The following is a 12,532-nucleotide window of genomic DNA, read 5'->3' on the forward strand; positions in this document are numbered from 1 at the left end:
TGTCAGCCTATGACCCATAGCCAGACCCTGTTACAGCTTTAATGCGCGTTCCATGACCGCCATGCGAATCGGAACACCGTTCGCCATCTGCGGGAAAATCCGCGATGCTGTACTCTCTACAACCGCGTCGTCAATTTCAACGTTCCGGTTAACAGGAGCAGGGTGCATGATAATGGTGTTTGGATTCAGGCGTGCCGCCCGTTCTTCCGTCAATCCGTAGTGTTCGCGATAATCCTCTGCCGAGGTAATGAGACCATGCTTATGGCGTTCCAGCTGAACCCGCAGCATCATGACGACATCCGCATTCAGTGCTTCATCCAGACCTACATAAGGAGCGTGCTCTGCCAGTTCCGGTGCTTGCATCGTTTGCGGAGCACAGAAGCGTACATCTGCTCCGAACTTTTGCAGCGCCCACAGGTTCGAGCGTGCAACCCGGCTGTGCATGATGTCTCCAATGATCGATACACGCAAACCTTTCAGCTCACCGAAGGCTTTTCGCATGGTGTACAGGTCCAGCAATGCCTGAGTTGGATGTTCGTTATTTCCGTCTCCCGCATTTACCAGTGGAACATTCACCTTCTGTGCCAGCTGCTGCAGAACACCTGCTGGTTTCAGCCGAATGACTCCTGCATCAATGCCCATGGATTCAAGTGTTCGTACCGTATCATAAATAGATTCGCCCTTCTCTACACTTGAAGCTGCAGCCGTGAAGTTCAGCACTTGTGCACCCAATCGTTTCTCAGCCATTTCGAATGAGAAGCGAGTACGAGTACTGTTCTCGAAGAACATGTTGGCAACAAAGCGTGATTCAAGTACAGGTACCAATTTATCCTTCTGAGCTTCCCAGTAGGCTGCTCTGTTCAGAATCGCTTCAATCTCACTGCGACTAAGTTCTTTCAGTCCGAGCAAGCTCCGGTCCTTCAATGCTGTCTGTGTAATCATCATGCTTGCTCCCCCCGGTTCTGAATGATTTTGACTTCGTCCTGTCCGTCCGTTTCCATTAGTGCCACTTCAATTTCCTCTGATTTGGAAGTCGGCACGTTTTTGCCTATAAAATCAGGTCGGATCGGAAGTTCCCGGTGTCCGCGATCCGCGAGTACGGCCAGCTGAATGTTCTGCGGTCTTCCACAGTCCATCAGGGCATCCATCGCTGCACGAATGGTACGACCGGTGTAGAGCACATCATCGAACAAAATCACTTTTTTGTCATGAATCGAAAGTGATTCAGGTGTCATCGTCAACAGTTCCTTGCGATTCGCTTTGTTCTCGTCCAAGCGGTCATCGCGATAAGGAGTTACATCCAGTTCTCCCCAGGGGACTTTGGCGCCTTCGATTTCTTCAATCTTCGCGGCGATCCGTTCTGCGAGATAAACGCCCCGCGTACGGATACCGACCAGCACACAACCGTCGATCCCTTTGTTTTTTTCCAAAATCTCATGGGCAATCCGTGTTAATGCGCGGCGGATCGCCGTTTCATCCATAATGACATGTGTTTCTGTGCTCATGCGTTCAGCCTCCTCAGGATTTCCCTCCAGATCATGGCCCCGTGACAGGAGAACAAAAAAGACTCCTTGCCGTGTTTATTGGCAAGGAGTCTCCGAACTTCAGACCGCTCTGAAGAAAGTTTACTCTCGGGATGCACCGTTATATTGCCGCAGCAAAAAACGATGTATCGTTCACGTTACCTTGCCAGTCTCACGGGACTGATTTAAAGGTGCTATTCATGTCGAACATACTGAAGTGCCTCACAGGGCGCTATTGATCAATATGTTCGTTTATCTTCATGAATTATGACAGAAAGACAACCCCCTGTCAACACCTCACCTTAGCAGGCGAACTCCCCTGCTGTTTCCCTTTAGAATCAACAGGTCGGCTGAAAAACATCCATGCACATCACATTTCATTCATTGCTCATAATTATACAATAAATCTGTATATTTATCCATAGGTATTTGCAAACTTGAATCGATCCAATATAACCCTTCTGTTTATAGCTGCTTATATTACTTACAGGAAAGATCGATTAATCACGCAAGAACGGGGTAAAACAACTTTAATGCAAGCCCGTTCATATTCCGTACATAGGAACCGATATACATAAAGATTTGTATCTTCCTGAGATGGGAATGATATAAAACCTGGAATTTGATTTGAATTAGGAGGACATCATGCGTAATATATGGCAAATCTACAAAACGGACTGGCTTCACATTTTAAAAGTACCCACCGGCATATTCTTAATTGTAGCCATTATTTTACTGCCCGGGGTGTATGACTGGGTCAACGTAAAATCGGTGTGGGACCCGTACAGCAACACTCAAGGAATCAAAATCGCGGTAACCACGGAAGATCAGGGAGCCACCGTCGCTGGAACGACGGTTAACATAGGAGACGAATTAGTGACCAGCCTGAAGCAGAATCATAAGCTGGGTTGGACATTTGTGGATCAGGCGGAGGCCAGCCGTGGTGTGCAGACGGGTGAGTATTATGCAAGTCTGCTTATCCCGGGTGACTTTTCATCCAAAATCACCGGTATTGTCGATGGGAAACTGGAACGTCCCGAAGTCGTCTATACCGTGAACGAGAAAGTCAATGCCATTGCACCCAAAATCACGGGATCAGGTATCTCTTCTATTACAACGCAAATAAACGAAAGTTTTACCGAAGCAGTTAGTCAGGCAGTATTAACCAAATTAAAGGAAGCTGGTGTGGAAATCGATGCACAGCTACCTACCCTGCGCAAGATGGAAAATGGAATCTTTACACTGGAAAAGAATCTTCCTGCCATACAGTCTGCGGGACAAAAAGTGTTGGAAGTGGAAAAAGCGATGCCGGAAATCGTCAAAGAAGCGCAAAAAATTGTTGAAGTCGAGAAACGATTGCCCGAAATGAACGAAGCGGCACAGTATATACTTAAGGTGCAGGAATATTGGCCACAGATCATGAATGCCTCTGCCGAGGTACTAGCCATACAGGAGCGAATTCCGGATATTCGAAAAGCAGTCGAACGTATCCAAGAAGTGGATGAACATTTCGGTGAAGTATCCGGTGTCATTGATACGGCTTTAACCAAAACGGACAAGGCTCTAACTATCGTAACCGCTGCTCAAGATAAACTTGTCACTGTCTCAGGCATTACCGAAAACGGAGTAGAACTCGCTGAAGGCATGAATCGTTTCGTGGATGCCAGTGAAGAAGCATTTCAGACCATCGGACCAGTGATCCGGCAAAATCTATTGCTGGTGCAGCAGATCGCAAGTGCTGGTGGAGATCTGTTTAAACGACTTCAGAGTATGGATCTTAGCGCACTCCCTACAGCGGACGAACTGGACAGCATAGCTGTTCGGCTTGCCGTTGCCGTAAAATTGGTTGACAGTATGGCCGACCTATTGGGCAAGATGGACAATCTCCTTCCAAACCATCCGTTAGCCGATAAAATCACCAGATTGAATACCCTATCGGACAAGTTACAGCTGCAAATGAAGCTTGCCGGTATCATCAGCGATGCATTACGTCGCAATACCACTCCACCAGCTGATATCATTGCTCAGCTGAGCACGTTATCAGAGGAAATCAACAACGGCGTGAACCGAATCCTTGGAGCGTATGATGCTGAAATTGAGCCTGCTCTTACTACCGGAGCAGATAAACTAAAATCTATTCTCTCTGCATCAGCAGATACTTTACAAGGTGCCCAAGACAAATTACCGGATGTAGCGGACATCCTGTCAGCTACCAAGGAAGGTATTACTTTTGGACAGACGGAATTAAGAAAAATCCAAAGTGATCTGCCCCAAATACAGAACAAGATTCATGAAATCTCTCAGACATTACAAAGTAAAAGTGAAGCTTTCATCCAGGCACTGAATACCGTAGCGCCTTTAATTCAGAATGATCTGCCCAAAGTCGGGGCCAAGCTGAACGAAGCAGCCGATTTTGTCCGCAACGATCTGCCTCAGGCGGAGAAGCAGATTGGCAGAGCATCCGACTTTGTACAACATCAATTGCCAGAGGTTGAAAAAGGCGTGCACCGCGTTGCCACACTTGTGCGAGAGGACCTGCCGGATCTGGAAAGTGCCATCAGCAAGGCGGCAGATAAACTCAGAGAGGTCGAAGGCAATAATCAATTTGCCGAACTTGCCAAACTGCTGCGCGGGGATATTGAGGAAGAGAGCGCCTTTCTTGCGAGTCCCGTTCAGATCAAGGAAAATCAATTGTATCCGATTCCCAACTACGGATCGGCCATGTCGCCATTTTACGGCGTACTGTCCCTGTGGGTCGGCTCAACGCTCCTGATTTCCCTGCTTCGGGCTGAGGCAGAAAATCCGGACGGTAAGTTTCGAGGGTACCAATTGTACCTTGGACGCTTGGGTACGTTCCTGACTATAGGGTTGCTTCAGGCTGTGTGCGTAACGGTCGGAGATATGCTGATTCTCGGAACATATGTAGCAGATAAAATATGGTTTGTCCTGTTTGCCATGTTGGTAAGCGCCGTGTTCGTCACGATCACATACACCTTATTGTCCGTGTTCGGAAACATTGGAAAAGGAATTGCGATTATATTCATGGTGTTTCAGTTCTCAAGCTCAGGAGGAACATTCCCGATCAGCATGACTTCTCCCTTCTTCCAGGCATTGAATCCGTTTATGCCCTTCACGTATGCGATCAGCCTTCTTCGTGAATCAGTCGGTGGCATTCTGTGGTCGACTGCTCTCAAGGATATTCTATGGCTGTGTATATTTATAGCACTTAGTCTGATCCTAGCACTGGTGCTGAAACGTCCCCTTAGCAGTCTCACCAAGCGTTCAGCCGAGAATGCAAAGAAGACCAAAATCATAGCCTGATTTCAATGAAACAACCATCAGAGGGTTGTCGCTTAGTATTCACCCATTGAATCGAATTACACATTGAATTCAAAGAAAGAGAGACAAGTCATATGGATATGATATCCATATGACTTGTCTCTCTTTTACTATTCACATCAATTCGCAGTCTGAGCCTCCTGCAATTGTTCGTATGACTGTTTGATCGTGGTCAGTGTTTCTACATGACGGTAGATATTATTCGATGCCATCACCAGTAAGCTAATTAAAAGTAAACCGAGCACTATTTTTTTGCCGATCCCTGGACGAAGACCAATCACCCACCCTCCACCAAGCAGGAAGAAAGCAAACAGATAGTGACCGGCATACAGGTACATGTCGTATTGGAACACAGCCAGCCCGAAGCCAACTACGATATGCAGCAGAAATGCAAACAAAATATAAGGTGTAAGAGTCCATACTTCCCGTTCACGGATCCCCTTGATGAACCCGATCAGCGCCAGCAGCAAGATAAAGATACCGACAAGCTGAACATGTATCGGGTTGGAGCGTGACAGATCCGTTACAAAAGCAACCAGCCCCGGATCCAGCAAATGAACTTTCGGAGAGAGCATCGGATTAATCGTCAGCAGAGTCAGTGCCTTCCAATGAGCCGCAAATTGGAAAGGTGTAGCATAGCTCGTCCCTCCGTTCTGGATTCCGAGCAACCAATTGCTAACCCAACTTCTTCCCCCGAAAGCGACATACTGAATGCCTGTTAATACGATTATGAAGGCAACCGCCAGTGCCATGATTCCAATATACTTTTTCCATGTTGAAGCCTCGCGCCAGGTACGCCAGTTGAAAAACATAGCAGCAGCCAAAGGAACAATGTTCGTTGAGGTCAGTCCAAAGTTGATCGTTGCAATCAGGGCATTTGGCACATAGCGAACGTCATCCCGTTCACGTGTATATTGCATATAAAGAATGGACCATAGGATAAAGAACTGTACATACGGATAGGAATCCGGAATAAGTGCCGTAAACATCAGATACGAACTAAATCCGAATAGAACCGCGAAGAGCAGTGGTGCTGCGATCTGTCTATCCTTATGGCTAAGAAAAATAAAGACAAGCACTACGGATCCGGCATTGATCAGGGATTGCAGAATGAGGTAGAACCAGTTCCCTTCCAGCAACTGCGATACTGCACCAAGCGTGACGACAAGAAATGATATTAACGGATGAATAACCGAAGAACTGTTTGCCCCATAGTACATGGACGGATCAAAATTAAATAAATTCAGTGGAAATTGTTGTGTATTAAACGGGGTATATGCTCCAAGAACCTGTGACTGATCCGCAATGTACAGAACATAGGGCACGTTCATCAGAGCATAAAAAAGGGCAAATCCAGCGAAAAGGCATAGTGCTGTCCAATTCGTTTTGCGATCATACCATATGTAGTCCAGAAATTTCATGTATTCACATCCAATATGTCATTTTTCAAAATACTCTCTACACTTCCTATCTGCATTACCAAACCAAGAAACACAAACCGCCCATAATGCAAATCACACCCAGCCAGCGAAGCGGGCCCACCTTCTCCCTGAATGCAAACTTTGCAATGAAAAGTGTCCAGACATACGTCAGCGCATTGGCAGGCAGGACCACTGTTAAGGGAAGGAACTTCAGCAGCACAATGTTCAGAAGCGCACCCATACCATAAAAACCGAGGCCCATGAGGACATGCTGCTTTTTGCGACTTGTGGCGTAGGCTTTCAAACCAGCACCACCCATAGCACCGCATAATGTCATTACAATCAGTACAACTACCATCCAGCTATCGATCAACACTGGTTAACGTCACCCCGATTCCGAGCAGTACAACGGCTGCAAACTTCTGTATCGTGAGCTCTTCTCCCAGCAGAAAGTGACCGTACATGAGCGCAAAAACATAGCTTGCACACATCAACGGATAAGCCACAGACAACTTTTCTAGAGCAAAAGCCTTAATCATCAAGATGGCTCCCAGCCCATAGCACACAAATCCGATGCCCAGATAAATCCACTCCGTCAGCCCCCATTTCCAGAACAACTGTCCGGTGGCCGTGAGGAAAGCGGAGACAAGCATTAACCCCTTGCCTGTATGACGCCCCTTCATTTCCCCCACGATAATGCCTCCATATCCGGAACACTTCTGTTAATAAAATAGCGCTGTGCCACAAGCTGCATCACCGGCAGATCGGACAGCGAATCAGAGTAAGAGCAGGACTGTTCGTAATCAATAACCATGTTTTTCTCACGCAGGTAAGCTTGTATCCGACGTACCTTCTCTTCTCCTTTGCAATTAACGCCCTCGATCGTACAGGTGTACCCATTCTGGTGGCGCACGAGTTCGGTTCCAATGACATGGTCTACCCAAGGAAAATTTTTAAAATATTTCATATAAGCATGCGGAGACGCAGTCACCAGCAACACATGATAACCCGCTTCCTTGCGATGCTGCATTTCAACACTGGCCTCTGCAAAAATGGCAGTCCGCAATCGGGTTTCAAAAAAATGCTCCAGATCCTGTTCGGTCATGCGCTCAATACTCTTAAAGTATGAACGCTTGACTTGTTCCACACTCATTAGCCCCGCCTTGAACATCGCGGTATGAAAGGCAATAAGCGGAAGTCTCCATACCTGCCCAGGGTAACGGCGAACGCCGTAATGCACGAACTGAAACATCGAATCCGAGCGTATAATCGTTTTATCAATATCAAAAATGGCAATTTTACTGCTTCTCACCCTGATCCCCCTCAAACTTTATAATCGATAAGTTCCTTATTCAAAAATCGCAAAGATGACCACAACACTAGCCACGTACAGAATGACAGTAACCAAAATGGGCTTGTCCTCAAACAAAACACGATCCGGTGAGCCCCCCTGGTTTTTCATATGAATGAGATACAGATATCGGAACATGCCGTAGATCACCAGCGGAATGGTCCACATCAGGTGAATTGTACGGTCAGAGGTGAAGGTGAACAAAGAGTAGCTAATAATCGTTGCTGTCGTCACGATGGTATTAAACTGATCCAGCAGTGTTACGGAGTAGTTATCCAACACCTTACGATGTGAACCGGTATTTCCCTCAAGCAGAGTAAGCTCATTTCTCCGTTTGCCAATCGCCAGAAACAGGGACAGCAGCATGGTGCAGATCAGGAACCAGGGTGTAAAAGGTACATGAATCAATACACCTCCTGCTATGGCACGAAGAACGAATCCTGCTGCAATGGTCATCATGTCCACAATAACGAGATGTTTGAGCACAAAAGAGTAAGATACGTTCAACAGGAAATAAACAATGCATAGTCCACCAAAGAGCGGGTTCATCACAAAAGCAATGCCTACAGTAAGGATCAACAGGATTATGCCAAACAGCAGAGCATAGGCAGGTTGGACCTGTCCAGAGGCAATCGGCCGGAACTGCTTCACCGGATGCTGTCGATCCCTGTCCCGATCCACGTAATCATTTAAAATATACACACAGCCTGCAACGAGGCTAAACAAAATAAAACCAAGCAAGGTTGATAAAATGGTCTCTGTGCGAATTTCCTCAAAGGAAAACAATAACGCAGCAAATAACAGCAAATTTTTGGTCCACTGTTTCGGTCTCAGCAGCTTGAACAACCCTGTCATGGTATTACCCGTTGCTGCTGTATGTGAGGACACCGTATTTGTTCTTGAAGTCAACAATTTCCATAACTCCCTTCCAAACCTACTTCTGTATATAAAAATAACGTAAAGACTTAATCATAAGTTGGTTGGGTAATTTTGTAAAGGGATAAAACGGAATTTATTATAAAATTACGGACATAAAAAAAGAGACCGTCTCCGGTCTCTCGATTTATTTCATTCACTTGTATTGGTGAATTCCATTAGAATTCGAATTGTACGTCACTCAAACGACGTTTGATTTCAGTGATAACGCGTTTCTCTTCTTCTTCCCCTTTGGCTTCAAAGGTAACGGAGAAACGAACAAAGTTACCTGCATCATCCCAAGGTACAGAAGAAATCAATTTTTCACGAATCAAGAATTGGGAGAAGTCTTCCCCGGACTCGAAACGACGTCCTCCTACTACACCTTTTGGAGCTTCAACATACAGGAAGAATGAACCTTTCGGTTTCTCCGCCTGGAAGCCAAGTTCGTTCAGCGCAGCAACCAGCAGGTCATGACGACGGGAATATTTCTCTGCGATTTTCTCCGTAATTTCCGGATGGTTCAGACCGTAGGCAGCAGCCTTCTGAATCGCGATGAATTGACCCGAATCGTTGTTGTCCTTCACATCACTGAAAGCTTTAACAACGAGCGGATTCCCTGCAACAAATCCAATTCTCCATCCTGTCATGTTGTAAGACTTGGACAAGGAGTGCAGCTCAACGCCAACATCCTTCGCTCCAGGTACGGACAGGAAGCTGAATGGTTTATTGCCGTCATACGTCAGTGCAGCATACGGAGCATCGTGAACAACAACTACGCTGTACTTTTTCGCCCATTCAATCACTTTAGTGAAGAATTCAACCGTAGCGCCAGCACCTGTCGGGTTGTTTGGATAGTTCAAATACAGCAATTTTGCACGTTTTGCAATATCCTCAGGGATGGTTGTCAGATCAGGCAGGAAATTGTTTTCCTTCGTCAGTTGGATGTTGTAGACTTCTCCGCCCAGGTATTTGGTATGTGTACCCATAACCGGATAACCAGGAACCGTCATGATCGTTACATCACCTGGATTAATAAAACACGAAGGCATCATTGCCAGAGCTGGCTTGGACCCAATGGAGTGCACAATTTCCGTTGCCGGGTCAATGCCTTCAACATTGAATACATTTTTCAGGTAAGCGGCTGCCGCTTCCTTGAATTCAGGGATTCCGTTATCAGCATAACCACGGTTCTCCGGTTTGGAAGCTTCTTGCGCGAGTGCAGCTACGATGCCTGCATCAGCCATCTCATCCGGTTCACCTACGCCAAGGTCGATCAGTTCAACATTGGGAAAATCTTTCTTTGCCGAAGCTTTGGCGCGTTTGATTTTCTCGAATTTATAAATGTTGGTGTCTTTACCATAGTTGGAGCCGCCAATACGGTCGGCAAAATTGGTTTGAATGTATGTTTCTTGATATTTATCGATACTCATACTCATGTTCATCTCCTCATTTGACGCAAATTTCTACAATCTAATATGAAGCATTTGCCCATGTTTAGCCATGGACAAAGTATCCGAACATTTGTACTTTCCCGAGGGGTCAGCGGCTGCGCAGTGAAGCAAGAACATCTTCCATGTCCTGTGGAAGCGGAGCAGAGAATTCCATGTATTCGCCTGTTGCCGGATGAACAAAACCAAGAACCGCGGCATGCAATGCCTGTCCGTTCATTTTGATACCCTTGTTGCGTCCATAGATTGGATCTCCCACAAGCGGGTGACCAATAAACTTCATATGCACACGTATCTGATGCGTTCGACCTGTTTCCAGTTTCAGTTCAAGCAGTGTATAATCGTTAATTCGCTCCATAACATTAAAATGCGTGACAGCATGCTTGCTGTTCCGCTCGGTCACGGTATACATTTTACGATCATTAGTATCACGTCCAATAGGCGCATCGATCGTTCCCTGATCATGACTCAAATGACCATGAACAAGTGCAATATACCGGCGATTTACACTGTGATCCTTCAACTGGGCAGCCAGTGAGGCGTGAGCCCGATCGTTTTTGGCAGCCATCAGCAGGCCTGACGTATCCTTGTCGATCCGGTGCACAATTCCAGGACGCAGCTCTCCGTTAATGCCGGAAAGATCTTTACAGTGATACATGAGAGCATTAACAAGTGTACCTGATGTATGTCCAGGTGCCGGATGTACCACAAGACCACGTGGTTTGTTAATGACGATGACATCGCTGTCCTCATATACCACTTCAAGCGGGATATCTTCGGCAATGATCTCTACTGCCGTTGGTTCAGGAACCTGAAGTTCAATCAGATCCCCCTCAGCCAATTTGGCATTAGCCTTTACAACAGCCCCGTTTACGGTAACCAGACCATCTCCGATCCATATTTGGACCTGAGAACGGGAGACATCATCCATTGCTTCAGTAATATATTTGTCAATGCGTTCCTTCTTATGTTCAGCCGAAACGGTCCATTCCAATCGTTCATTGTCATTCATCAGGTCATCGTCTTGTGCAGACGTATCCCCAGTAGTTTGTTCTTCATTGTGCATTTTACTCATGATGTTCATTCCCTTCAATCTTCGCGGCTGCCTTCTCGCGCCGTCCCTCAAGAAACGTCTCAACAATTATCAGTGCAACCCCGATACAGATGGCCGAATCGGCGATATTGAAAATCGGAAACGTATAACTGCCAAAATTAAGCTGAACAAAATCCACGACTTCACCCGTCAAAGCGCGATCCAGGAAATTCCCGATGGCCCCACCAAGCACCAGACTGAGTGCTACTGGCAGCAATTTATGCGGGGAGTTTTTTACTTTTTGCAAGTACCAGATCAAAGCAATCACCACGATCACAGTAACGACGATAAAGAACCAGCGTTGGTCCTGCAAAATACCGAAAGCTGCGCCTGAGTTGCGATGTGAGGTGATTACAAAGAAATTGCCTATAACCGGAATTTCTTCCCGAAGTTCCATTTGGGTCGCAATTAAATACTTTGTTCCCTGATCCACCAAAAATACGATAAAAGCGAGGATATAATACACCACGTTTGTTCGTCACTCCGTTCTTGTCTTTTCCAAACCATACCAGGCTTTACGCCAGACTTGTTCATTGTAGCACAGCTGTTTGGAAGTCGTCCACGACAGGCGTTTTCCCTTTCTTAATGGCAAAATCGATAACATTTCCCTCCTGTAATCAAGGGCTGATTGGCACATCCTAGACCAGAGACCAAATTCGGATTCCAGACGGACAGAAAGGGGAAAACGATGGCACATCTTACTTCAGAACAAATCCAATCCTTGCGTTCCCAATTGATGGCTGAAAAACGTGGTATTGAACATCGGCTTGAGCAAAATGACCATTACGGCCTCAGCGGGTCCATGAGATTTCAAACGGGTGAATTATCTTCTATCGATAATCATCCCGGTGATGTAGCTACCGAAATGTATGACCGGGAGAAAGATATTTCCCTTTTGGAGCATGATGAATTCCAATTGGAGCGTATCGACTCTGCCCTGCATTCCATCGAAGAAGGCCATTACGGAACTTGCGCAGTTTGTCAGCAGCCCATTCCTTACGAGCGTATGCAAGCCGTTCCTTACACCAAGTACTGCAAAAAACATCAGCCTGAAACGGTTGTATCCGATAACCGCCCAGTGGAAGAAGAGTTCCTCGCTCCGGCCTTTGGACGCACGAGCCTCGATGAGCGTGATGATCAGAACGGCTTCGATGGTGAAGATGCGTGGCAGATCGTTGAAAGTTGGGGCACATCGAACACACCAGCCATGGCTGAAGGTCGCGATATTGACAGTTACGATGTCATGGCCATTGAAGCTACAGATGAGGTTGAGGGCTGCGTCGAAGCCTATGAGAGCTTCGTAGCAACCGATATTTATGGTCATGACGTATCCATCGTTCGCAACAGACAGTACCGGCAGTATTTGGAGAATCGTGAGGGTGAAGGCTTGCTCGAGATTGACAACGATTCTGATCCATATGACATGTACTAGACATGCT

General features: G+C 46.4%; 12 protein-coding genes. 2 read left to right on the forward strand and 10 right to left on the reverse strand.

Going from position 1 to position 12,532, the window contains the following annotated elements; genetic code table 11:
• Nucleotides 1-30 precede the first annotated feature (30 nt).
• Both MHB82_RS21400 and pyrR read right to left on the reverse strand, forming a co-directional pair.
• Nucleotides 31-942 carry an aspartate carbamoyltransferase catalytic subunit gene (locus tag MHB82_RS21400; RefSeq protein WP_375335121.1) on the reverse strand — a complete coding sequence of 304 codons (912 nt, stop codon included), beginning with the start codon at nt 940-942 and terminating at the stop codon, nt 31-33.
• Nucleotides 942-1,505, reverse strand: coding sequence for a bifunctional pyr operon transcriptional regulator/uracil phosphoribosyltransferase PyrR (gene pyrR, locus MHB82_RS21405; RefSeq protein ID WP_095290017.1), 564 nt, complete (start codon nt 1,503-1,505; stop codon nt 942-944). Before pyrR ends, MHB82_RS21400 begins: the two co-directional genes overlap by 1 nt.
• Before the next feature lie 663 nt (nt 1,506-2,168).
• Between pyrR and MHB82_RS21410 the strand changes: the two genes are divergently transcribed.
• A complete protein-coding gene (locus MHB82_RS21410; protein ID WP_341175773.1) occupies nt 2,169-4,844 on the forward strand; it encodes a YhgE/Pip domain-containing protein in 2,676 nt (891 codons plus the stop codon).
• A 137-nt stretch (nt 4,845-4,981) separates the two neighbouring features.
• On the opposite strand, the gene MHB82_RS21415 is transcribed toward MHB82_RS21410, so the two are convergent.
• From MHB82_RS21415 to lspA, 8 genes are all read right to left on the reverse strand, one after another.
• Nucleotides 4,982-6,283 carry a DUF6080 domain-containing protein gene (locus tag MHB82_RS21415; protein WP_341175774.1) on the reverse strand — a complete coding sequence of 434 codons (1,302 nt, stop codon included), beginning with the start codon at nt 6,281-6,283 and terminating at the stop codon, nt 4,982-4,984.
• Nucleotides 6,284-6,338: 55 nt separating this feature from the next.
• Nucleotides 6,339-6,659, reverse strand: coding sequence for a permease (locus MHB82_RS21420; RefSeq protein WP_341175775.1), 321 nt, complete (start codon nt 6,657-6,659; stop codon nt 6,339-6,341).
• On the reverse strand, nt 6,646-6,966 hold the full coding sequence (locus MHB82_RS21425; RefSeq protein ID WP_110821575.1) for an EamA family transporter: 321 nt from the start codon (nt 6,964-6,966) through the stop codon (nt 6,646-6,648). Before MHB82_RS21425 ends, MHB82_RS21420 begins: the two co-directional genes overlap by 14 nt.
• Complete coding sequence (locus MHB82_RS21430) at nt 6,963-7,595, reverse strand: HAD family hydrolase (RefSeq protein WP_341175776.1); 633 nt, start codon at nt 7,593-7,595, stop codon at nt 6,963-6,965. Before MHB82_RS21430 ends, MHB82_RS21425 begins: the two co-directional genes overlap by 4 nt.
• Before the next feature lie 36 nt (nt 7,596-7,631).
• Nucleotides 7,632-8,543 (reverse strand): decaprenyl-phosphate phosphoribosyltransferase, encoded by a 912-nt coding sequence (locus tag MHB82_RS21435; protein ID WP_445671270.1) that lies wholly within the window; start codon nt 8,541-8,543, stop codon nt 7,632-7,634.
• 185 nt (nt 8,544-8,728) lie between these two features.
• Complete coding sequence (locus tag MHB82_RS21440) at nt 8,729-9,982, reverse strand: LL-diaminopimelate aminotransferase (protein WP_341175777.1); 1,254 nt, start codon at nt 9,980-9,982, stop codon at nt 8,729-8,731.
• Between the two features lie 109 nt (nt 9,983-10,091).
• Nucleotides 10,092-11,012 (reverse strand): RluA family pseudouridine synthase, encoded by a 921-nt coding sequence (locus tag MHB82_RS21445; RefSeq protein WP_375335122.1) that lies wholly within the window; start codon nt 11,010-11,012, stop codon nt 10,092-10,094.
• A gap of 55 nt (nt 11,013-11,067) precedes the next feature.
• On the reverse strand, nt 11,068-11,562 hold the full coding sequence (gene lspA / locus MHB82_RS21450; RefSeq protein ID WP_095290000.1) for a signal peptidase II: 495 nt from the start codon (nt 11,560-11,562) through the stop codon (nt 11,068-11,070).
• 219 nt (nt 11,563-11,781) lie between these two features.
• Between lspA and MHB82_RS21455 the strand changes: the two genes are divergently transcribed.
• Nucleotides 11,782-12,525, forward strand: coding sequence for a TraR/DksA C4-type zinc finger protein (locus MHB82_RS21455; protein WP_095359446.1), 744 nt, complete (start codon nt 11,782-11,784; stop codon nt 12,523-12,525).
• Nucleotides 12,526-12,532 lie beyond the last annotated feature (7 nt).

This window comes from Paenibacillus sp. FSL K6-2862 (genome assembly GCF_038005125.1).
GTDB classification, from domain to species: domain Bacteria; phylum Bacillota; class Bacilli; order Paenibacillales; family Paenibacillaceae; genus Paenibacillus; species Paenibacillus illinoisensis_A.